Here is a 20173-nt window from a genome sequence, read left to right on the forward strand (position 1 = left end):
CTACCGGCTTCTGTGTCGGTGCAGCTTGTTGCCCGTGTAGCGAAACTCGATCACGTCCGGGATGGGCTGGGCGGGCGGGCGGCTGTACGTCACCCCTGGCAAGCAGGTACGCAACCTCATGCTCGGCACGAAAGAACCGCGCGGATAGGCATAGCGTTTGCGAAAGACGATATGTCCCACGGCCCGAAGCCCGGCTTGGCGCCATGCCGCCATGAAGAGGTGCACGCGGTTCCAGCCGTAAAAGCTGACACAGAAGGAGGCGGGCTTCATCACACGGTAGATTTGCGAGAAGGTCGGGCGCAGCCATTCGCCGTTGCGGTCATTGGCGACCTTGCGCCCGTCGCGGCTCTGATAATCGACAAGATAAGGCGGGTCGGTCAGCACAAAATCGACGGATGCCGGAGCCAGATTGCGCATGCCGGTCACACAGTCGCCGTGAACGATGGTGTTGTCGGGGGTCATGGGATTTCCTTTCCTTCTTGCTTGGGGTTGAGGTTCAGCTCGTCTGAACCTCTGCCCGTCGGCGAGACCGGGGTAGCAAGCGGAAGGCAGAAAATGCCGGGTCTTGGTGCGGGCGCAGAGAGCGCAGCGACTGAGCCACGGCCCGGCTTTTTGTGCTTGCAGCGCGCGAGGGCAGCGCCCTTAGCAACCTTGCCGCGTCGGCGTCCTTGTGGGTCTGTGTGAAGGGGCGTTAGCGGATGGCGGAGACGCTACGTCAGCGGCTCCGGTCGCGCAGCGACTAGCACGGGGGGGGGGCGGGGGGCGGTCGCAACGGAACCAAAAGTTCGATTCAGACTGGAGACCGGGCCGAGCTGCCCGATTCGTAGGACCGCATCCGACCCAAGTCGGCAATTCAGGCAGTGGCAGGACCTCCCTTGAACCGGACATAATGGCGGCGCTGCGCCGCCGGCTTGCGGCCTTGGCTATCTATGACTTAGCGCACGTGCCGGACCGATCTGCAGCGAGTACACAGGCTTGGCCATGCCGAAGAAAATCGGCACACTCCCAGGTTGCTTGCCGAGCAAGGCCTCACGCCCAGCGAGGCCACCGCCGAAGGCGTGCAGAATGGGCCGATTACGTCCTTGAGTTTGAGCAGGGGCAGCTGATGAACGAGATCGACTCTTGGAGTACGGGAGTTAATCGAAATGTCGAAGGCAAGCAGAAAGCGCGGATCGTACGCCATACCGGTGGCCACCCAGCGCATCGCGAGTACAGCGATGCTCTTGCAGCGAAGGACTATAGAAGATTGGCGTTGGCCTGAGTGGCAACGTAAATCGGCCGTGCTTCGGAGCGCGGAAGACCCGCAGCCCTGACACAGCCTGTCTCAGCTGCCTCATCTTGACGTGACGACTACCTCACGTGGGACTGGCAGCGGTCAGGGTGCTTGGCTTGAGGCCGCAGTGTCCGTGATCAAGGACAATGACATCCCGTTCCACTGAGCGCGCCCGGAACGAAACCGCCTCGCCGTCCACCCAGATCTGCGTCTCGACATGCTCGCCGGGGAAGACGGGCGCGGAGAAGCGCACGTCGCAGCTGTGGACTCTTGTGTGGTCGTAGTCGCAGACATGCGCCAGCACCTCGCGCGCGGCGACGGCATAGGTGCAGGCACCGTGCAATATCGGCGTGTGGAAGCCAGCATCACGCGCCACTTTGGGGTCGACGTGCACTAGGTTGCGGTCACCGTTGAGCCGGTACAGTAGTGGCTGGTCACGTCGCGTCTCCGCCGTTGCCACAAGATCTGGCTTACGAGTCGGCATCGGATGCGGCGCCGGTACTTTACCGCTAGGTCCGCCAACCCCGCCGTCGCCGCGCGCGACGATCAGGCTCATCCAATCGAACAGCGGCAGCCCACCGTCCGCATCGCGCACGACGCCATCCAATTGAATGACGCAACCCTTGCCGGGACCTTTGTCGTAGACCTCGGAAATCCAGGCATCTGCCAGCAGTGTCGCAGCTCGTGGCAGCGGACGGTGCAGCGTCAGCCGCTGCTCGCCGTGCAGAAACTGCCCGACATCCAGCCCGACATCCCAAATCAGTTTCTGCCGCGCCACGACCACCGCCTGGGTTGGCACGACGCGCAGGGGATAGTTCTCATAGACGTAGTGCAGCTCCTTTTCGTTCAGCGGATCACGCCCCATCCCGATGCTGACGGCGTAGAGCAGCGTGTCGCGCTCCTCGTACCGGTAGCGCACGTTTTCCTCCCGCAGGCGCATCAGCGCTTCATAGGTCGTGGGCATGGTATCGTCCTCCCTGCTTGTTCGTTATGGCTTGTAGACGCGCGGCTCCGCCGGCAGGCCAAGGATTCGTTCTGCAATAATGTTTCGCTGGATCTCGGCCGTACCCCCACCGATGCGCACGGACGCCGCGGTCAGCAGCAGGTTCTGGAACCGGCGCTCCGCATCGTCCGGCAGCAGCACGGACCCTGCCATGCCTTGCAGGTCGAGCGCGAACGACGCGATGTCCTGCACCATGTCACCCGCCACCAGCTTGCCAATAGAGTTCTCCGGCCCCGGCTGCCGACCGGCGGACAGCGCCGAGATCGTCCGCATCATGGTGTGCTCAAGCCCACTGGCGCGCGCGAACCAGGTGGCGAGGCGATCGCGCACGGCGGGATCATTGACCGCTGGATCGGCCGCGGACGGAAAGCAGCGGCAGAAGGCGACCAGCTCGCGCACACCAGTCGGGATGGCAGCGGCAAGCGAAAGCCGCTCATTCATCAGCGAAGTCAGCGCTACCCGCCAACCGTCGCCGGGCTTACCGACCATGGTATTGAGCGGGACGCACACGTCAGTCAGGAAAACCTGGTTGAACGACGCTTCGCCGGTGATCTGCCGCACCGGCTGTACCGTGATCCCCGGTAGCCGCATGTCCAGCAGGAAGATGCTGAGCCCCTGGTGCTTCGGGACAGCCGGATCGGTGCGTGCCAGCAAGAGCCCATAGTCGGCAATCTGCGCGTGCGTGGTCCAGATCTTCTGGCCGTTGATGAGGGCGCTGTCGCCATCCAGCACGGCGCGTGTCAGCAATCCGGCGAGGTCCGACCCGCCGGAGGGTTCGGAATATAACTGGCACCACAGTTCCTCGCCGGCAGCAATGCGCCGCAGATGCCGCATCTTTTGCGCGTCTGTGCCATGCGCCAGGATGGTGGGGCCGGCAATGCCGTGACTGACGGTGAAGGCGTCGTTGAGATGGCTGTAGACACCCTCCTCCTGCTGCCAGATCACCCGCTGGATCGAGGTGGCGTCACGCCCGCCCCATTCGCGTGGCCAGCCGAGGCAGGCCCAGCCACCGTCGTATTTGCGGCGCTGCCACGCGCGGCACTCCGCCAGCGCGTCGAAGCCAGGCAGATGTGGCAGGTGCACCGATGACGTCGTTTGCGCCGCCGACGCCGCAAGCGCGGCCTGCAGGTGATGCGGCGCATTCTGCTTCAGCCAGGTGCGCGCCTCGATGCGGAAGGCCGCCTCCTCCGGCGTATCGTCGAAGTTCATGACGGCGCCGCCTCCGCGGTCAGCGCCGGCCAGACAGCCGCAGGTGGTGGCGCCGTGCTGTAGGCCGCGCGGATGACCTCGTATGTCCACTGGAACAGGTCGTCGAGGCGCTGGAAGCTGCCCTCGAAACGGATGATGTGGCGGCTGGTGTGCAGCAGCGAGGAAATCTGCAGGACCAACGCGTGCCTTGGCGTCGCCGTCGACAGTTCGCCATCACCGATTGCGCGCCCGATGCCGGCGTCGATGTAGCGGTCCATGTCTTCCAGCGTCGTGCGGATGGTCTTACGCATCGACGGTGTCAGCAACTCTCCGTCGGCCACGAAGCCGGCCAGAAGGCCCCAGTTGTGGCCGCCCGACCCGCCGGGATTGAAGCGGATGTACTGCCGCCAGATCCAGTCGCGGCTGCGCACGAAGCGGTCAAACAGGCTGCAGCCGTCCTCTGCCCAGATCGCCAGAAAATCGGCCTTGGTCTGCGCCACGTAGGCATCCAGCACTGCCTCCGCTAGGCGCGACTTCGTGCGGAAATAATAATGAATGTGCGAATGGCTTATGCCCAGCAACGAAGCGATGGCCAGGAAGCTGACGCCCTTGTAGCCGTACCGAATGAACAGATCCGTGGCAACCGCCAGGATGCGCTCCTCCAGCGGCGCCTGCGTGGCATTCAGGCTCGTACGAGGCGGCATTCGCTCTCCGACAATGGCCGAAATCCTTCGGCGGCGGATACTGTGCTGGTGATGCTCAGGCAGTCCCACTCGCCTTTCGAGTCAGCGGGCGATTTCACCTTCACCAGGAAGCGGTCGAACACCATCTTGCCGTCCGCCCGGATGTGCCCGTCTGGGGCGAACATGTCTGATACGGGCGTCTCGCGCAGCGCCGCCATCACCGGTTCGGCCTGGTCGGTCTTCGCCCGTTCCATAGCGCGCAGATACTGCAGCACAGCCGAATACGCCGCCGCATGCGTATCGTTCGGCATCGTCTTCTGCTCCGCGAAGTAGCGTTTGGCCCAGGTGCGATTCGTGTCGCTCTGGTCCCAGTACCAGGACTGCATAAACTGCAGCCCCTTCGCAGTTTCCAGCCCCAGGCTGTGAATATCGCTCAGGAATACGATCGGCCCGACCACCGCCTGCTTCTCGGTCACGCGGAACTCCACCGCCTGCTTGAACGAGTTGACGAAGTCGACGCCGCCGTTCAGCAGCATTACCACATCCGCTCCCGACGACTGCGCCGACAGCAGCAGCGAGGAAAAGTCGCTGGCATGCAGCGGATGACGCGCGATGCCCAGCACCTTGCCACCGCCCGCCTGGATCGCGGTCGTGGCGTCGTTCTCCAGCGTCTTGCCGAAGGCATAGTCCGCGGCAATCAGGAAGTAGCTGGTCTTGCCTTGCTTCAGCAGTGCCCGGATCGGTGCCACGGTATTGGCCCAGGTGTCCTGCGCCCACAGCACACTGAGTGGCGAGCAGGCCTTGTTGACCAGGTCGCTGCTGCCGACTGTGGTGTAGAGCGCGATCCGGTGCGTCTCGGTCAGCAGCGGCTGAATGCCGAGGGCGATCGCGGTGTTGGCGACGTCCGTGATCATGGAGACGTTGCCGGGGCCAAACCATTCGCGCACGATCGACAGGCCGACGTCCGGCTTGTTCAGGTGGTCCGCCGTTACGATCTCGATTGGCCGCCCCAGCACGCTGCCGCCGAAATCAGTGATCGCCAGCCGTGCTGCGACTACTGACCCTGCACCGGAGATCCCGCTGTACGGCCCCGAGAAATCGCCCAATACGCCGATCCGTAACGGCGCCGATGATTGCGCCGCCGCCCGTCGCAGCATCAACGGCGCCAACGCCGCAGCGCCGCCGAGCAGAATGTCACGCCGCCCCGGGTGAAAACAGTTTGTCATTGCCGCCGCCTCCTCCGCACCGGGTCGCCCGGCGTTTGGCGCATCTAGCACCGCTCTTGACATTTATGTCAAACAGGACCGTCAAATAGTGCCTACGCTCAGGAGGAAACAGGTTGGACACGCTCGGAAGCTGGGAGTTGCCGGAGGAACTTGTGGCATTGCGGGAGACGGTGCGCCGCTTCATGGCGAGTGAGGTGAAGCCGGTTGAGGATGCACTGCCGCACGACACCTACCTGCCGCCGCCGGACATCCTCCGGCCGCTGCAGCAGAAAGCCCGCTCGCTGGGCCTGTGGTTCGTGCAGTCGCCGGCCGAATTCGGCGGCGCCGGTCTGAATGTCCTGGCGCAATGCGTGGTTGCCGAGGAAGCCGCGAAGTGCCGCATGGGCGCCTATTTCCCGGCCGGCGGTGCCTTCGGCTGGGACCCGCCGAATGTCATCTTCTCCGGCACACCCGCGCAGATCGAGAAATACGGCAAACCCACCATCGCCAGCGGCGAGGCGACATTCGTGGCCGTCAGCGAAGCCTCCGGCGGCGCCGACCCGGCCCGCGCCATCACCACGCGCGCACGCCGCGAAGGCGACCATTACGTCCTGAACGGCGCCAAGATGTGGATCTCCGGCATCGACCGCGCCCGCTGGGGTGTCGTGTTCGCGCGCATGGAAGGCACCCAGGGCCGCGGCGGCATCACCAGCTTCATCATTGAGCCAAAATGGCCGGGCATCACGCTGAAGAAGATCCCGGTGATGCGCTCCTTCCAGCCATTCGAGGTGCATTTCGACAATGTCCGCGTCCCGTCAGAGAACCGGCTGGGCGAGGAAGGGCAAGGCTTTCAGCTTGCCGAGAAGTGGCTGGTGCACGGCCGCATCCCCTACGCCGCCGTCAGCATCGGTCTGGCGCAGGCGGCGCTGGATCTCGCCGCCGACTGGGTGACGCAGCGTAAAACGTTTGGCTCGCTTCTGGCCGAAAAGCAGGCGATCCAGTGGATGATCGCCGACTCCGAGATCGAGTTGCGCGCCGCGCGCCTGCTGACTTGGCAGGCGGCGTGGAAAGCCGACCTCGGTCAGGATGCCAAGGTGGATTCGTCGATCTGCAAGGTCTACGCCACCGAAACTTCGTTCCGCGTGCTCGACCGCTGCATCCAGATGTTTGGCGGCCTTGGGGTGTCGCACGAAATGCCGCTGGAGCGGTGGTTTCGTGAGGCGCGTATCCGCCGCATTGGTGAGGGCCCCTCAGAGGTACACCGTATGGTGCTGGCACGCGATATTCTGTCCAGGCATGGAGGCGGCCGCCATGCAAGCTGAGCTCAACAAGCCTCGCGGCCCGCTGTCGGGAATCCGCGTCCTTGACCTGACGCGCGTGCTGGCCGGGCCATTCTGCACCATGATCCTGGGCGACCTGGGCGCTGAAATCATCAAGGTCGAGGAGATCAACGGCGGCGACCAGACTCGGAACATTCCGCCACACGTTAGCGGCGAGAGCCACTACTTCCTGACCATCAACCGCAACAAGCAGAGCATCGCGCTGGATGCGCGCACGCCCGGGGGGCGGGATGTGCTGCTGGACCTGGTGCGGCACTGCGACGTGCTGGTGGAGAATTTCCGCCCTGGCGTGATGGACCGCCTCGGCCTCGGCGAGGCCAGGCTGCGTGAGGCGAACCGAAGGCTGATCCTCTGCTCGATCTCCGGCTACGGACAGAAGACCAGTTTGAGCGAGAAGCCGTCCTTTGATCTCGTCGCCCAGGCGCTCAGCGGCGTCATGTCGATCAACGGCGAGCCGGACGGACCGCCGACGAAACTGGGCCTGCCGATGGGTGACCTCGGTGGCGGGTTGTGGGCCGCGATCGCCATCCTGTCGGCGCTGCAGCACCGCAACGCCACCGGCGAGGCGCTGACTGTCGATTTTTCCCTGCTCGAGGGGATGATTGGCATGCTTGGCTACTTGGCGCAGAGCTACTTCGTTACGGGCGAAAGCCCGGTGCGCGTTGGGTCCTCGCACCAGAGCGTGGTGCCCTATGGCCGCTTCCCCACCAGCGACGGCCATCTGGTCGTCGCACTGATGGTTGAGAGCTTCTACGTGAAGTTCTGCGCCGCCATCGGCCACCCGGAATTTGCCACCGATCCGCGCTTCGCCACTACCACGGCTCGCAAGCAAAACCGGGTGTTGCTGGAGGCCTTGGTTAGTGAGGTGATGGCGCAGCGCTCCACTGCCAAGTGGCAGGCAGTTTTCGCCGCGGCCGACATCCCTTGCGGACCGGTTAACACGGTGGCTGAGGCACTGTCGATGCCGATCGTGGCGGAGCGGGAGGTGATCCAGCAGATCAAGCACCCCACCGTCGGCAAGATGCCGATCGTGCGCTCGCCGGTGCGCTTTGCCGAACGGTTCCAGGACCCTGCCATCCAGCCGGCGCCGCTGCTGGGCGAGCACACGACAAAAATCCTGACGGATCTTCTAGGTTATGATCATGCCAAAGTTGAAGCGCTGATACACAAGGGCGCGGTGCAGGTTGCTGCTACAGAGCCAATGTAACGCGTGTTTCGAGACCGGCAGATGCACGGGCTTCCATCAGCCCGCCATGCACTGGACTTGAGCCAATCTCATCAGCGCTTTGGATTAGAATGGCGCGTCGCCTCCTCTTCGATGTCGAGCTATATCAAGAGCCATGGGCTGCCGCGCTTGCTCCAGGATGTGTCCGACCAAGACACGGCCCGCAGGCACCAACATCAAGGGCGCGGCTATCGCAAAGTCGCCGGTGCGAATGTCGGGTTATCCACATCCGGGCTCGATAGGCGCCGTTCCGCTATCCACCCACTCCAGCCTTACCGAAAGCCTTGAATCTCGATCTCCCCCGCCGCTGTCGGCGCATAATCCCCAATACGGTAAAGTTGGAGGCTGCGTGCTTTTTGGCACTCGTAAACGCCCCGTTATAGGCGAAGAGACGTCCCCAGCCTGGGCCTGAGCTGCTCCCGGTGAACTTTCCGCGCTTGATCCTGCTGCGGCGTGTGACGTCTCGCGATCTCGCGCAGCCGTTCGCGAGCAACCTCGTTGACTTGGTGCAGCACGTGCTGAACCCGCCCAACAGCCTGATGCAGCCACTTTACCCGCTCCGCCTGGTGCAGCGCCTGCGTCTGTTGGAAGGATGGCGCTTGCCTGCCTTCCTGTCCGCGCGTCTCGGCCTGGACACTGGCCGCCGGCAGCGCCGCAATACTGCCGCGCCGGATAGCGGTGCCGTGGCGCAGAAAATCCGTCGCCGACTGCCGCATGTCGGCGCGGCCGAGGTTGGCGGCGACGTTGTGCCAGATGTCGGCATCCCGGATCGGTTGGAACGTGCCGAGCGGTATCTTGCTGGCGATCTGCCGCTGTTCGGCAGCTTCATTGGTCACCAGCCAGGTCGTGTCGCGCTGCCGGCTCTCGGCCGGATAGGCCTTGCGGCTGTTCACTACACGCGAGCCGTCCGGCATGGCGTTGATGTGCTCATCCGACGTCACGCCCTGGGCCGCGTCGTGGGTCAGCGCATGCCCGTAGGCAAGCTGCACCGGCAGATCCCGCCTCAGGAGAGGATCGTGTTCGTGCACTCATGGAACGAATGGTGCGAGGGTACCTATCTTGAGCCGGACGCTAAGAATGCACGCTTCTTCCTCGAGCAGACGCGCGAAGCGGTTTCAATAGCGCGTCGTGCGATTGATGAAGTCGGCCCGTATGGCTTGAGCACGGCGGGTGAATTGCTCAAGATTCAGATGGCAAAAGACGCGGGTGCAATCCGCGTGATGCACGCTACGAGGATGCAGGTACACTACGCGTGGCGCGACCTTGTTGACGAACGACAGCAGAGAGTACGCCTATCAGCCGAACTTGCGGCATTGCGGCAGCAGATTATGCTGATGAAGGCGCAAGCGGCGGCCGAGATGGATGCCCGGGAGCAGCTAGAGGCGTCCGAGATGGATACGCGGGAACAGCTAGAGGCGATTCAGAATTCGACTTCGTGGCGCATGACAGGTCCACTGCGTAGGGCCGTGCGGCTATTGCGCGGCGAATTGAAGCGCACAGGAGCATAGAGTTGGATATCAACAACGCCGAGTTGAGTCCGCTATTGAAAGCTGTAGACGGTCGTTACGGTTTCATTGCTTTTTTCAGAACCGACTCCGGTGCCATCGGCCAATCGCTCGGCCTCTATGGTGAGTGGGCGGAGCAGGAGCTCTCGTTCATACGCCGATTCGTCGAGCCTGGCGCGACCGTTCTCGACGTTGGTGCCTATATCGGTACCCATACACTGGCCTTTGCGCAATACGTGGGTCAAACCGGCGCCGTGTCGCGCACCCATGCGTTGGCGACCTCACGGGTCAAGTGTCTAAATGTGCCTCTATGCCCACCCGACTTGACGTAACCACTCGTTGCCGCATCAAGATCCGGCCGACGGGTGCTTCCGGATAAATTGACCCGCATCTGACCAGGAACGGCCCTATGCGGTTCACCGTGACGACGGTCGGTCAGACGACCTCCCCGGTGCTGCGTCGTGTCCGGGCAAGATGCACCCCGCCTGGCTCGGCATAGCTCTCGGGCCGCGGACGAAGGGCCTGCTCGTAGGACGATCCGAGCTTTGCTGCCCTGATCGTGACCTCACCCTGCTGGCGAGGACGTCTGCCTGTGGCAGCCTGATCTGGTCCCGCTCCAACGACCACGCTAATGCGGTCAGCCCCGCGCCATGCCCTGCCCGGCTGGTCCGGGCGCGGCGACCCCTGTGAAGCGGACGAACGCCGTGATGCTGACGGCGATGGCCCCGATGACGGAGAAGATCATCTGCCAGGTGGTCGAGGGCATGGCCATCTGCGCGATCCCGTGCGTTGCGCTATACCCGGCGACGGTTGCGGGGGCGACGAAAAGAAGGATGAGCAGGAGCCGGAGCCAGGTCCAGGGAACGAAGCCGAGCGCGAATTGGCCGATCCCAAACGTCGCGCCGCCGGCGACAAGCCCGACGATGATTCCGCCGAGCACGCCAGCCCCGGTGTGGAAAGCCCAGATGCCGACCGTCAGGCCGACGAAAAAAGGGAGGGCAAAGACAGCAAGCATGAACAGCAGCCAGCAAAAGAAGCCGATGCCGAGAAGGACGAGGAGTGGTCCGAGTACAATCATGGTGGGTGTCTCCGTAAGATCGAGTTCCGACGGTCACCCTTCCACCACCACCACGGCGCGTGCTCGATTATAGCGAAAAGTAGCTGAGGACGAGAGGGGAAAACGGAGAATCCGGGAAGCCTGGATGGCGGCTCTGCTGAATGCCGGTGATGTGGATTTACGGCTCTCGTTCCTTGCTCCTGCTGAGTACCATGTCGATGTCGTCCTCTTGAGGGCGCAGTACGATCGACATCACGTGTCGCGCCGATGGAGTCACACTCGAACTTGAAGGCCGGAACGAATGGAACAGCGATTGACTGCTATCCTGCCATGCAACGACCTTGACGAGGCGCAGGCCTTTTTCGAGCGGCTAGGCTTTAGTCGAGAGGAAAGCCCTGATGAGTATCGCATGCTATCTGATGGGCTCGGCGGCTATATCCATCTCCAGCCGGCTGTCGAGGGTTGGCTCGTGCCAGGCCGCAATCCATTTGGCCTTTACCTCTATCGTAAGGACGTGGACGCCCTCGCGGCGGCGTTTAGTGGTTGGACAGTGGAAAAGGACGGACCAAGCGACAAGCCGTGGGGGATGTATGAGTTCGCCCTGAACGGACCCGACGGCACCCTTGTCAGGGTGGGTTGGCCCACCCGCCTCCGCGGCTGAGTTCGGCTCAACGGTGGGGCGGCGCTTACGCGCCGCCGACCTTCCAGACCGGGATGCCAAGCTTCTTGGCCTTGTCGGCGAGGTTGTCCTGGATGCCCGTGCCCGGGAAGTGCATGACGCCGATCGGTAGCGTATTCAGCAGCGCGTCGTTGCGTTTGAACGGGGCGGCCTTGGCGTGCTTCGTCCAGTCTGGCTTGAAGGCGATCTGTGGAACCTTGCGGTTGTCGGCCCATTTCGCGGCGATCAGCTCGGCGCCCTTGGGCGAGCCGCCGTGCAGCAGCACCATGTCAGGGTGCTTGGCGTGGACCTGATCGAGCTTCGCCCAGATCAGTCGGTGATCGTTGAACTCGAGGCCGCCGGTGAGCGCCACCTTCGGACCCGCAGGCAGAAGCACCTGGTTGTCGGCGCGCTTCTTCGCCGCCAGGAAGTCGCGGCTGTCGATCATCGCCGCCGTGAGATTGCGGTGGTTGACCTTCGACCCGTTGCGCGGCCGCCAAGCCGAATGGGTGTGGTGCTCGAACTGGTCGGCGGCTTGGTCGCGCATCAGCTCGAAGGCGTTGCGGCATTCGATCAGCGTCTGACCTTCCGCAGTGAGGCGCTCAAGCTCACCGGATTTGACCTCGCTGCCATCCTGTTCCCGCTGCGACCGCTGTTGAGCCAGCTCGTTGTCGTCGAGTTCGCGTTCGATCCGGTCGATGGCGCGGTGGAAGACGTTCACTGTCGACCAGAGCAGGTCCTCGAGGTCGGGCTCGAGGCGAGTGTCGGCCAGCGCCGCCACAAGGGCATCGAAGATGTCGAAGATGCTGCCGGCGAGGATGTTCGCTTCGGGGAGCGGCCTGGGATCTGGCTCGTCGTGGAAGGGACGGTAGCCATAAAGCTGGAGTTCGTGGAGCACCTGGTCGGTCGGGGATGAGCTGTGGTGCGGTTCGAAATCGTCGTCGTGGCTGGTGGTCATCGCGGCTTTCCTCGTCGGATCGGCCGCGCCCATCGCGGCCTTCATGGCGACGAAGGCGGCGGGCGGACCGGACCTGCACCCGCAGCGAAGCGGCGGGCCGCAGCCTCGGCGAAGGACCGAAGAGGGCCGACTATTTTGTCTCGCGATGTAAAGGCGGCTCTGCCGCCGACGGAAAATAGTCGGCCCACAAGGTTGCCGGTCCGGGCCGTTTGCCGCCCGATCGCCCTCTCGGAAGGCCGTGGGCGTGGCCCTCTCCGACGCTGACGGAAGGCATGATCGCCGGCCTCGCGATGGCGATGCCGACGAACCGCCTGTCATCCCGTTCCGGCTATGCCGCCAGCTCCATGAAGCGGGCGACGTCCTGCGCCGCGATCTGCACACGGCTTGTCGCTCGAAGCGTGTCGATTCCGAGCAGGCGGAGATCCTCGTTGAAGTCGCCGAGCCGTGGGGAGATCACGATCGCCTCGATTCCGGCCTCCTGCGCCCGGTCGATCAACGTCGCCATCGCGCCGTCACCGGCTGTGTCGTCGTCGCGGGCGATATAGAGGCGGCGCAGTGCGTCGGGGAACAGGATGGCGGCGAGATGCGCCGCCGAGAGCGCCGCGACCATCGGCATGGTGGGAAGCACGCATCGGAGCGACAGCATCGTCTCGATGCCCTCGCCGGCCGCCATGACTTCGCCCGCCACGCCAAATCGAACGGCATTTCCGAGAAGGTCGCCCATCGCCCGCCTCGGCGTGTCGATCGGCGCTTTGCCGAGCGTCGCCTCCGTGAAGCCGCCCGGATCGAGCCAGGTGCGATGCGCCCCGGTCAGATGGCCCGCGAGGTCGGTGATGGATGCGATCATCGCCGGCCAGGTCTCGGTCGGAGAATAGTCGTCAGGCCGGTAGTAGCAGCGTGGATGAAAGCGCAGGTATCCGGTTCCGTGCAAAGCCGTAATGCCGCGATTGCGGAGATACGTTTCTACAAGAGTACGGGAAATCGACTGCGACATGGTGAACAGTTGCCGTGCCGCCTCCAGCGATCCCGTCGGAGCGCTTGATGCGCGTGATCGGGAACGGTCCGGCTCCGGTTCTGGGTGCGGCAGACTGAGGAACGAACGCGCCTCGTCGGCGACGTCCTTGAAATCGATCAGGCCGCAGCTTTCCCGGATCACGTCGAGCAGATCGCCATGCTCGCCGGTGGCGGCGTCGGTTCATTTACCCGCCGGCCCTTTCGCAGATTCCTTGAGCCGGACGAACATTGAGCGGCCCGGCGTGTTGCGTGCGTCGCCCACGAGCCAATAACCGCCCTCACGCCGCCCGGCGGAGAGGTAGTGGCGGCACACGGCCTCGGCTTCTCGGCCAAGACGTTGTACGAGATCATGCGCGGTATTGCCCATGATAGTCCTCGAAAAGAAAAGGCCCGCCGTCGCCGGCAGGCCTCGTTGCGCAGGGCAGCTACTCGGCTGCGATCATGGGCTTGCCGGTATCGTCATTCTGGGCGACCGGCTCGTCTTCGTCCTCCGGCAGTTTTTCGCTGGGCTGCTCTGGAGTTTCCTCGATCACAGATTCCGGCGCCTGTTCGCCGTCAGTAGCACGGCCCGGCGTCCGGAGCGGTTCGGGCAGCCAGCCGGTGTCGGCCAGCAGCGTTTCCGCCTCGGCCGCCATGTCGCCCTTCTTCAGATGCTCGATCCGATCGGCGGCGCGCTGACCTTTCGCCTGAGCCACCGCCTGCAGGATACGAGCCTTCGTCACCCGGCCGAGGAAGTTGTCCACGGTGGGCTTCCACCCGGCGGCCGCCATGTCGAGGTCGACCGCCTGCGCGAGGCGATCGGCGTGGGCGAATGCCCGGGGGCGCCGGTTCCATGGCTCATACACGGCGCTGACCGAGAGGCTGACGACATGGGCGAACAGGCCCGCCTGGCTGTCGCCGTCCCACTCCTGCAGCGCGTCCCATAGGTCGGCCGATTCTCTGGGAAGCGCCTTCGCCCAGCTCTCGTGCCGTGCGCGGATGGCCTCGGCCGATGCGCTGTCGTTCAGCCCCGGCGCCTGCGTGCCGAAGCTGACGCTCTTCAGGTCCAGCTCGAGGCAGCTATCCGAACCGTAGTGGTAGAACGTCTTCAGCGTGAGGGTGTGGAGAGCGGCGAGGAAGGCGACATCCGGGCGTTCGCCCAACGCGTGGCGGAGGCCGAGCGTGCGATGCGCGGTCAGCTCAGTCATGAGCCGGTCGGAGATGGGCGACAGACCCTCATCCTCCTCCGGCTCGGCGTCGGGCTCCGTCGTCACGACCGCTTCGGCCCTCTCGTTGCTGGCAGCCAGCGCGCGATCGTCCTCGCCATCCACCGACACGTCGGCCTCGAGCTCCACCGCCAACTCGTCCTCCGGCTGGATATAGCCGCGCTCGACCCGAAGCTGGCCGTCGGCGCCGATGCTGACGAAGGCACCGGCGCGGGCGATCTCGGCGGGGTCGAACACCACGGGCCGGGTCTCGAAGCCCTCCAGCACCGTTTCCAGCTCCGACAGGCGCTCGTCCACCTCGTCCGGCAGCTCGTCGGCGTCCTGGTATTCCTCGGAAAGTCGGTCGAACTCGGCCTGGAGCGCCTCCCGGGTCACCTCCTCCTCGGCTGTGAGTGGAACAGGCTCGCCGCGAAGCTGGCGCAGGCCGAACGCATGGCCGTAGGCGAAGTCGGGCGCAACCTCGATCCACTTCCAGCCCTTGGCGGCCACCGCTTCCGATTCCGCCTTCAGCTTGTCGGCCATCATCTGGTCGACGAGCGGGACATCCTGCAGCCAGCCGCCATCGTCGCCCTGGAACAGGTCGCGCAGCACGGTCCCACCGGCCGCGACATAGGCGTCGAGGCCTATGAACTGCGCCCGCTTGTCGGAGGCTCGGACGGCGCCCTCGGTCAGCATCCGGCGGATGACGTAGGGCTGCTTATCGTAGGAGACCTTCAGGCGCTCGAACACCTGCTCCTGGCGCTCATGGTCGCCCGAGACGGTGAAGGCCATCAACTGGTCGAGCGTCATGTGTCGGGAGCGCGTGATTTGTCCGCCTGACGTAGCGCACGAGATGTCCGAAACGTTCGTGACCTGTTCGGGAGGTTGCGGATGCGTCGAACACGCGTGCTATGGGAGGCGTATGTGACGCGTTTTGAAGATGCCCTGGACCGCTACAGGAAAGGCCGGCTGACGGCGGAGGAAGCGGGTGAGTTGCTGGGCCTGTCCGGCCGGCACTTCCGCCGCCAGTGCGTCCGCTATGAAGCGGAGGGGCCGGAAGGCCTGCGCGACCGCCGGCTTGGCAAGCCATCACCCAAGCGGGCTGCGGAGAGCGAGTTGGACCGGATGCATCGCCTGTATCGCGAGGAATATGCCGACTTCACGGTCAAGCATTTCCACGAGGCGCTGCACACCCGTCACAACTACACGCTGGGCTACACGGTGACCCGGCTGTCGCTGCAGGCGGCCGGCCTGGTCAGGCCCGCGCCCCGCCGCGGCCAGCACCGCAAGAAGCGGCCACGCCGTCTGCTGCCGGGGATGCTGCTGTTCCAGGACGGTTCCACGCATCGCTGGATCGCGGCGCTGGAGCGCGACTTCGACCTGGTGGTGACGCTGGACGATGCCACGGGACACATCTGTTCGGCGATCCTGGTGGAGCAGGAAGGCACGATGTCGAGCTTGCTGGGCCTGCACGAGACGATCATGGCGTACGGCTTGTTCAGTTCGTTCTACACCGATCGCGACAGCCATTACTTTCATACCCCGAAGGCGGGTGGAAAGGTGGACAAGTCGCGCCCGACGCAGGTGGGCCGGGCATTGGCGCAGCTGGGTATCCGCCACATACCATCCTATTCGCCCGAAGCGCGCGGGCGGATGGAACGCGCGTTCGCGACGTTGCAGAAGCGCCTGCCGCCGGAACTGCGCCGCGCCGGGGTAACGAACACCGTGGCGGCGAACGACTATCTGCGCGCAGCGTTCGTGCCCGATTACAACGCCCGCTTCGGCAAGCCGGCGGCGGAGGAAGGCAGCGCGTTCGTCGCCTAGCAGGGACCGCCGTTGCGGGAGATCCTGTGCGTGCAGGAGGATCGTCAGGTCGGGCGCGACAACTGCGTCGGCTGGGCGGGGAAGTCGCTGCAGATCCCGCAGCAGACGCATCGCCACCACTACGTGCGCGCGACGGTGCAGGTGCGCCAGTATCCGGATGGCTTGCTGGCGCTGTTCGACGGGCCGCGCTGCCTGGCACGCTACCAAACCGATGGCACGCTGGTGGAAACGGAGAGCGCCAATGCCGCCTGACCCGCCGGCCATCCCCAGCCTCGCCGCGTGCTCGCCCGCGTCAAGGGCACGTCGCCTGCGGCGATGGCCTGCGGCCACCCTTGACGCAGGCTGCGCGCGCGGCGCTTCAAACACCAGGCCGGGACGGGAAAACGCCGTGTCAGCCGAACGCGTCACCGACAGTCCTCGGCACTCTCGGGCAACAGGTTCAGCCCAGGTCATCAAAACCCTTGACCGCCCCTGTCCTCCTTGATGACATTGTGGTGCGAAGGTGGGGTCCATCGCACCCAGTGTGTTATGTCAAGCGGCTGCGACAGGTATCTCCATGACCAAAATCATCCTGACTCGCCATGGACACGTCGAGGGGATAAGCCCGGAGCGGTTCCGAGGCCGCACCGACATGCCGCTCACCAAACTCGGGGAGGCCCAGGCACGAGCCGTCGCGGCCCGGATCGCGGCAGAATGGCAGCCGAAGATCGTCTATACCAGTCCGATGATCCGCTGTGTCGCCACTGGCGACGAAATTGCCCGAGCTTGTGGGGTTAAAGGCAGGGCACTGGATGACCTGAATGACATGGATTACGGAGACTGGCATTAGAAGACGTATGCCGAGATGAGCTCGCAGGATCCTGATCTTTTCGCCATGTGGCATCAGCGTCCTCATCTTGTCCGCTTCCCTCAGGGGGACTCCCTCCAGGACCTCGTCGCGCGCACGGCGAACGCCCTCCGGTTCGTGCTTGCCAATCATTCACAGGCTGACGAGACGGTCGTGTTGGTCGGCCACGACAGCGTTAACCGGGCGCTGTTGCTGCAGCTTCTGGACCAGCCGCTCTCTGCCTATTGGCGCCTCGTGCAAGGGCCCTGTTCGATCAATGAGTTAGACGTTGATCGACACCTGGTGCGGGTCCTCCGGGTCAACGAGACAGCACATCTCGATTCCCGTCCAACACCGCCATAGGATAGGCGCGAGCCCAGGAGTCGGCTCCATGAGCCGCCGGCGTCGAGGGTGCCGCTACTGACCACCGGCGCCCTGCCGAACATCTTCGGGAGCTCCGTTCACCAGCACAGCAGACTGCAGCCCCTCCTGCTTCCGCAGCCAGGCCAACACGCGGTCAGCTCGTCCGGTGATCAACTTGCACCACGCGGTATCGCGGATGCCCTTGTCGCGATCCGGTCCCCACCATCGCTCAGTCGCCACCATGATCTGCCAATCGATCTTGGTACCGGTTCTCCGCTCCAATCGGTGGACTTCCTGCTGCATCGAATAATGCTCACCCCAGTAGGCGTGTCGTTGCTTCGTCCAGGAAACGTCATCGACTTGCCAGTGGTCCTTGCTGTGGCCAGGATTCGAAGCCGCATAAATAGCGTGCCATTGCCAAAAGAAATTACGTGTATGGAGACCGCGCATTCCATCTCTACTTTCTGACGCAAATCATGGCTCTGCCGTTTCCACGGTGAGGAGCGGGTTGAAAGCCGGATTGAGTTGATCAGGGAAATATCCGCGCGGATTGCAGATCACACGCGTGCGACCGACGCGATAATCGAAAGAATCATGCACGTGACCGTGAACCCACAAGGAGGGTTCGTATCGCTGGATGAAGCGTTCGAGATCCGTCACAAAGGTCGGGTTGAGGGGATCATTCTGAAACCGCGGTGCAATCGACCGTGGCGACGGCGCGTGATGCGTAACGACGATCGTGGTTCCATCAAATTTGCGGCTCAGTTCCTTCCGAAGAAAGGCGAGTGTCGTAGTGTGAAGGCGTGCTGTATCCTCCGGTTGAAGAGTCCGAAGTTTGTAGCCCCGTTCTATTTTGATGATCTTGAAATCGTCGAGTTTCTCTTCGGCCACCTGCATGGATGCGGCGGGCGTGCCGTACAGCCGGAAGTCGCTCCAGAGTGTGGCGCCGATATTCGGACCTTTTCACCTCCTGCAGGACTTCTCTCCCAGGTTGCCCGCTCTAGGAAAGTGACCCGGCCATTGGTGGCTTGAGCCCGCTCTCGGTTGATCTGTATGACCCGGAAAAGCTCATGTCCGTAGGGTTCATGGTTTCCACCAATGATAATCGCCGGCATGGAGAAATGCCGAAGGACCCAGTCGATGCCAAGATCGCCGGAGTAGATGTCACCGGCAACAATCAGGAGATCGGCACGTGGCTGCGGCGGCTTATGACTGAACTCGCTTGTGCCTGACGCAGTGCCCTGCGCGGGCTGGCTCGCGCACTTCAAATCCAGCTCCAAATGCAGGTCGCTCATGACGGCGATCTTCATGCGAGCCGCCGTCCTTCCAAGACGGGTGCGAGCACCACCGGCCATCGATTTGCCGATCTAGGCCATGTTGGTGATCGATCCATCAACGACATCGCCTCCCAGCCAAGGGGGGCGGGCATAAACCCGCCAGGCGGTGAGACGGATTTGACCGCAAAGCTCCCACCGCAAAAATCGCAGTAGGAGTCATCAGCCTCGTCGGCGGTTTAGGGGGAACTCCATCCCCTTCTCAGGGCGTACTTTCCTTCAGCAACATCGAATGGTCAACAGGGTCTGAATCAAAGGGTCCGCATCACCCTCGGGCCTGCTTGCCGGCGTGCGGCCTGAAACTCCATCCGGAGTCCATCAACGGCCGCATCCGCCTTGTCCGATGGCTCGGCGACGCCGTTCATCGGCCCCTTTGCTATTGACAACTTGTTCCCACCGCACCATGCTTACCATGCCTATAGGTGATGGAGTTCACCTTTAACCGCCCCTGGGGCTGATGACTCCTCCGAGACGTCTGCGGACGCAGGAGGGGTTGGCATGAGAGGCGCAGGGCATTCCTCACGTAATCAAGTGCGCCTGTCCAGGGTGATTTCGTCGCCTTGTCGTCGATCGCGGGGCACGCAATGAGTGCGCGCGACGTCCTGCTCCAGATCGGCCAGGTGCTGACGGTTCTGGTTCTGGCTCCCCTCATTCAAGGCATCATCCTGCAATTTGAGGAGCGCGTGCAGCGCGCTCAAGGCCCGGGCATTTTTCAGCCATACCGCGATCTATGGAAGCTCTTCCACAAGCAGATCGTTGTGCCGCAGACGGCTTCCTGGCTGTTCTGGATCACGCCGATCGTTGCGTTCACCTGCATGCTTGTCGTCCCGATCCTGATCCCGGTACTGACGAACTTTCCGCTGCCGGAATCGGATATGGGCGACATCCTCGGCGGTGGCCTCGTCCTTACCCTTGGCTCGTTCATGATCATTCTGGCCGGCCTCGATACGTCGAGTGCCTATGGCGGGATCGGGTCGAGCAGAGCGGTAATGGTGTCGATCCTTGCCGAACCGACGCTCATCCTGGTCTTCGTTGGCATCACTCTGCTCGCGAGGTCGATGCTGCCTTTCGTCGTAAATCATCTCCTCGTCGCAAGCTGGCCGGTCTATTGGAGTCCGGCGCATCTGTTCCTCGTCGCCGCCTTTTTCATTCTATTGCTGGTCGAGACCGATCGCATGCCGATTCATTCAAGCACGCATATCGAAGTCTACATGATCGAAGAGGGTCGGATTCTGGAATATTCTGGGCCCTTGCTGGCGCTCTTGAAATGGGCGTCCGCGATGAAGCAGTTCATCCTCTACACAATCTTCTGCAACGTCCTGATCCTGCCATGGGGGCTTTCGATCGAAGGTTCGGCGTTAGGCGCCGTCGGTGCCGCGGCCGGTCTCGTGATCAAGTTCGTGATCGTCGCGCGCGTTGTCGTCTTCGTTGAGACCGCTCAATCCCGCTTGCGCTTCTATCGCTACCAGGAGCCACTCGCGGCCTCATTCCTCCTGGCGATGCTTTCCATCGCCGGGACTCAACTGAGTTAAC

The 20173-nt window shown here is 63.5% G+C and carries 21 protein-coding genes, 2 pseudogenes and 2 riboswitches; of the genes and pseudogenes, 10 read left to right on the top strand and 13 right to left on the bottom strand.

The window, feature by feature from the left end; all coding sequences use genetic code 11:
- The gene (locus tag VHC04_RS02285) at positions 1 to 462 is read right to left on the bottom strand and encodes a DNA methyltransferase (RefSeq protein WP_325677515.1); all 462 of its coding nucleotides are present in this window, start codon (positions 460 to 462) and stop codon (positions 1 to 3) included.
- 643 nt (positions 463 to 1105) lie between these two features.
- Here VHC04_RS02285 and VHC04_RS02290 point away from each other — a divergent pair.
- On the top strand, positions 1106 to 1261 hold the full coding sequence (locus VHC04_RS02290) for a hypothetical protein (protein ID WP_325677517.1): 156 nt from the start codon (positions 1106 to 1108) through the stop codon (positions 1259 to 1261).
- A gap of 94 nt (positions 1262 to 1355) precedes the next feature.
- Here the strand turns inward: VHC04_RS02290 and VHC04_RS02295 are convergent, their stop codons facing one another.
- The 4 genes from VHC04_RS02295 to VHC04_RS02310 are packed head-to-tail and all read right to left on the bottom strand — an operon-like array spanning position 1356 to position 5373.
- Positions 1356 to 2237 (bottom strand): MaoC family dehydratase, encoded by an 882-nt coding sequence (locus VHC04_RS02295; protein WP_325677519.1) that lies wholly within the window; start codon positions 2235 to 2237, stop codon positions 1356 to 1358.
- A gap of 24 nt (positions 2238 to 2261) precedes the next feature.
- Positions 2262 to 3485 carry an acyl-CoA dehydrogenase family protein gene (locus VHC04_RS02300; protein WP_325677521.1) on the bottom strand — a complete coding sequence of 408 codons (1224 nt, stop codon included), beginning with the start codon at positions 3483 to 3485 and terminating at the stop codon, positions 2262 to 2264.
- Positions 3482 to 4168 (bottom strand): TetR/AcrR family transcriptional regulator, encoded by a 687-nt coding sequence (locus tag VHC04_RS02305; protein WP_325677523.1) that lies wholly within the window; start codon positions 4166 to 4168, stop codon positions 3482 to 3484. Before VHC04_RS02305 ends, VHC04_RS02300 begins: the two co-directional genes overlap by 4 nt.
- A complete protein-coding gene (locus VHC04_RS02310) occupies positions 4147 to 5373 on the bottom strand; it encodes an ABC transporter substrate-binding protein (protein WP_325677525.1) in 1227 nt (408 codons plus the stop codon). Before VHC04_RS02310 ends, VHC04_RS02305 begins: the two co-directional genes overlap by 22 nt.
- 113 nt (positions 5374 to 5486) lie before the next feature.
- On the opposite strand from VHC04_RS02310, the gene VHC04_RS02315 reads away from it, so the two are divergent.
- Together VHC04_RS02315 and VHC04_RS02320 are read left to right on the top strand one after the other, a co-directional pair.
- Positions 5487 to 6674: an acyl-CoA dehydrogenase family protein gene (locus VHC04_RS02315; protein ID WP_325677527.1), complete on the top strand. Its 1188-nt coding sequence runs from the start codon at positions 5487 to 5489 to the stop codon at positions 6672 to 6674.
- A complete protein-coding gene (locus VHC04_RS02320; protein ID WP_325677529.1) occupies positions 6664 to 7899 on the top strand; it encodes a CaiB/BaiF CoA transferase family protein in 1236 nt (411 codons plus the stop codon). The genes VHC04_RS02315 and VHC04_RS02320 overlap by 11 nt, the downstream gene beginning before the upstream one ends.
- Positions 7900 to 8294: 395 nt before the next feature.
- Here VHC04_RS02320 and VHC04_RS02325 read toward each other — a convergent pair whose 3' ends face one another.
- Positions 8295 to 8906, bottom strand: coding sequence for a hypothetical protein (locus VHC04_RS02325; RefSeq protein WP_325677531.1), 612 nt, complete (start codon positions 8904 to 8906; stop codon positions 8295 to 8297).
- Between VHC04_RS02325 and VHC04_RS02330 the strand changes: the two genes are divergently transcribed.
- Both VHC04_RS02330 and VHC04_RS02335 read left to right on the top strand, forming a co-directional pair.
- Positions 8886 to 9425, top strand: a complete 540-nt coding sequence (locus VHC04_RS02330; protein ID WP_325677533.1) for a glycoside hydrolase family 99-like domain-containing protein — start codon at positions 8886 to 8888, stop codon at positions 9423 to 9425. The genes VHC04_RS02325 and VHC04_RS02330 overlap by 21 nt on opposite strands.
- Before the next feature lie 2 nt (positions 9426 to 9427).
- Complete coding sequence (locus VHC04_RS02335) at positions 9428 to 9754, top strand: hypothetical protein (protein ID WP_325677535.1); 327 nt, start codon at positions 9428 to 9430, stop codon at positions 9752 to 9754.
- 305 nt (positions 9755 to 10059) lie between these two features.
- On the opposite strand, the gene VHC04_RS02340 is transcribed toward VHC04_RS02335, so the two are convergent.
- Positions 10060 to 10500, bottom strand: coding sequence for a hypothetical protein (locus VHC04_RS02340; protein WP_325677537.1), 441 nt, complete (start codon positions 10498 to 10500; stop codon positions 10060 to 10062).
- A gap of 280 nt (positions 10501 to 10780) precedes the next feature.
- Between VHC04_RS02340 and VHC04_RS02345 the strand changes: the two genes are divergently transcribed.
- Complete coding sequence (locus tag VHC04_RS02345) at positions 10781 to 11140, top strand: hypothetical protein (protein ID WP_325677539.1); 360 nt, start codon at positions 10781 to 10783, stop codon at positions 11138 to 11140.
- A gap of 25 nt (positions 11141 to 11165) precedes the next feature.
- On the opposite strand, the gene VHC04_RS02350 is transcribed toward VHC04_RS02345, so the two are convergent.
- From VHC04_RS02350 to VHC04_RS02360, 3 genes and pseudogenes are all read right to left on the bottom strand, one after another.
- Positions 11166 to 12095 (bottom strand): DUF2493 domain-containing protein, encoded by a 930-nt coding sequence (locus tag VHC04_RS02350; RefSeq protein ID WP_325677544.1) that lies wholly within the window; start codon positions 12093 to 12095, stop codon positions 11166 to 11168.
- A 328-nt stretch (positions 12096 to 12423) separates the two neighbouring features.
- A pseudogene (locus tag VHC04_RS02355) lies at positions 12424 to 13476 on the bottom strand (DUF7146 domain-containing protein).
- A 58-nt stretch (positions 13477 to 13534) separates the two neighbouring features.
- Positions 13535 to 15103 carry a DNA-binding protein gene (locus VHC04_RS02360; RefSeq protein WP_325677546.1) on the bottom strand — a complete coding sequence of 523 codons (1569 nt, stop codon included), beginning with the start codon at positions 15101 to 15103 and terminating at the stop codon, positions 13535 to 13537.
- Positions 15104 to 15184: 81 nt separating this feature from the next.
- On the opposite strand from VHC04_RS02360, the gene VHC04_RS02365 reads away from it, so the two are divergent.
- The 3 genes and pseudogenes from VHC04_RS02365 (at position 15185) to VHC04_RS02375 (ending at position 17306) form a co-directional block, all read left to right on the top strand.
- On the top strand, positions 15185 to 16117 hold the full coding sequence (locus tag VHC04_RS02365; protein WP_325677548.1) for an ISNCY family transposase: 933 nt from the start codon (positions 15185 to 15187) through the stop codon (positions 16115 to 16117).
- A gap of 30 nt (positions 16118 to 16147) precedes the next feature.
- Positions 16148 to 16369 carry a hypothetical protein gene (locus tag VHC04_RS02370; RefSeq protein WP_325677550.1) on the top strand — a complete coding sequence of 74 codons (222 nt, stop codon included), beginning with the start codon at positions 16148 to 16150 and terminating at the stop codon, positions 16367 to 16369.
- 304 nt (positions 16370 to 16673) lie between these two features.
- Positions 16674 to 17306 (top strand): annotated as a pseudogene (locus tag VHC04_RS02375) (histidine phosphatase family protein).
- A gap of 54 nt (positions 17307 to 17360) precedes the next feature.
- Here VHC04_RS02375 and VHC04_RS02380 read toward each other — a convergent pair.
- The 3 genes from VHC04_RS02380 to VHC04_RS23025 are packed head-to-tail and all read right to left on the bottom strand — an operon-like array spanning position 17361 to position 18661.
- Positions 17361 to 17756, bottom strand: a complete 396-nt coding sequence (locus tag VHC04_RS02380) for a hypothetical protein (protein ID WP_325677552.1) — start codon at positions 17754 to 17756, stop codon at positions 17361 to 17363.
- Positions 17757 to 17780: 24 nt separating this feature from the next.
- Entirely contained in the window at positions 17781 to 18197 is a 417-nt protein-coding gene (locus VHC04_RS02385) for a metallophosphoesterase (protein WP_325677554.1), read from the bottom strand.
- Positions 18155 to 18661, bottom strand: a complete 507-nt coding sequence (locus VHC04_RS23025; protein WP_408903767.1) for a metallophosphoesterase — start codon at positions 18659 to 18661, stop codon at positions 18155 to 18157. The genes VHC04_RS02385 and VHC04_RS23025 overlap by 43 nt, the downstream gene beginning before the upstream one ends.
- 125 nt (positions 18662 to 18786) lie before the next feature.
- Positions 18787 to 18848, bottom strand: a riboswitch (Fluoride riboswitch).
- 204 nt (positions 18849 to 19052) lie between these two features.
- Positions 19053 to 19114: riboswitch (Fluoride riboswitch) on the top strand.
- A 110-nt stretch (positions 19115 to 19224) separates the two neighbouring features.
- Here VHC04_RS23025 and VHC04_RS02395 point away from each other — a divergent pair.
- The gene (locus VHC04_RS02395; protein ID WP_325677558.1) at positions 19225 to 20172 is read left to right on the top strand and encodes a respiratory chain complex I subunit 1 family protein; all 948 of its coding nucleotides are present in this window, start codon (positions 19225 to 19227) and stop codon (positions 20170 to 20172) included.
- Position 20173 lies beyond the last annotated feature (1 nt).

The organism is Rhodopila sp. (genome assembly GCF_035548095.1).
Classification (GTDB): Bacteria; Pseudomonadota; Alphaproteobacteria; order Acetobacterales; family Acetobacteraceae; genus Rhodopila.

Coding starts and splice junctions, on each gene's coding strand:
- VHC04_RS02285 (WP_325677515.1), bottom strand. CDS start 462: ATGACCCCCGACAACACCATCGTTCACGGCGACTGTGTGACCGGCATG.
- VHC04_RS02290 (WP_325677517.1), top strand. CDS start 1,106: ATGAACGAGATCGACTCTTGGAGTACGGGAGTTAATCGAAATGTCGAA.
- VHC04_RS02295 (WP_325677519.1), bottom strand. CDS start 2,237: ATGCCCACGACCTATGAAGCGCTGATGCGCCTGCGGGAGGAAAACGTG.
- VHC04_RS02300 (WP_325677521.1), bottom strand. CDS start 3,485: ATGAACTTCGACGATACGCCGGAGGAGGCGGCCTTCCGCATCGAGGCG.
- VHC04_RS02305 (WP_325677523.1), bottom strand. CDS start 4,168: ATGCCGCCTCGTACGAGCCTGAATGCCACGCAGGCGCCGCTGGAGGAG.
- VHC04_RS02310 (WP_325677525.1), bottom strand. CDS start 5,373: ATGACAAACTGTTTTCACCCGGGGCGGCGTGACATTCTGCTCGGCGGC.
- VHC04_RS02320 (WP_325677529.1), top strand. CDS start 6,664: ATGCAAGCTGAGCTCAACAAGCCTCGCGGCCCGCTGTCGGGAATCCGC.
- VHC04_RS02330 (WP_325677533.1), top strand. CDS start 8,886: ATGCCCGTAGGCAAGCTGCACCGGCAGATCCCGCCTCAGGAGAGGATC.
- VHC04_RS02340 (WP_325677537.1), bottom strand. CDS start 10,500: ATGATTGTACTCGGACCACTCCTCGTCCTTCTCGGCATCGGCTTCTTT.
- VHC04_RS02345 (WP_325677539.1), top strand. CDS start 10,781: ATGGAACAGCGATTGACTGCTATCCTGCCATGCAACGACCTTGACGAG.
- VHC04_RS02350 (WP_325677544.1), bottom strand. CDS start 12,095: ATGACCACCAGCCACGACGACGATTTCGAACCGCACCACAGCTCATCC.
- VHC04_RS02360 (WP_325677546.1), bottom strand. CDS start 15,103: ATGACGCTCGACCAGTTGATGGCCTTCACCGTCTCGGGCGACCATGAG.
- VHC04_RS02365 (WP_325677548.1), top strand. CDS start 15,185: ATGCGTCGAACACGCGTGCTATGGGAGGCGTATGTGACGCGTTTTGAA.
- VHC04_RS02380 (WP_325677552.1), bottom strand. CDS start 17,756: ATGCGCGGTCTCCATACACGTAATTTCTTTTGGCAATGGCACGCTATT.
- VHC04_RS23025 (WP_408903767.1), bottom strand. CDS start 18,661: ATGGCCGGTGGTGCTCGCACCCGTCTTGGAAGGACGGCGGCTCGCATG.
- VHC04_RS02395 (WP_325677558.1), top strand. CDS start 19,225: ATGAGTGCGCGCGACGTCCTGCTCCAGATCGGCCAGGTGCTGACGGTT.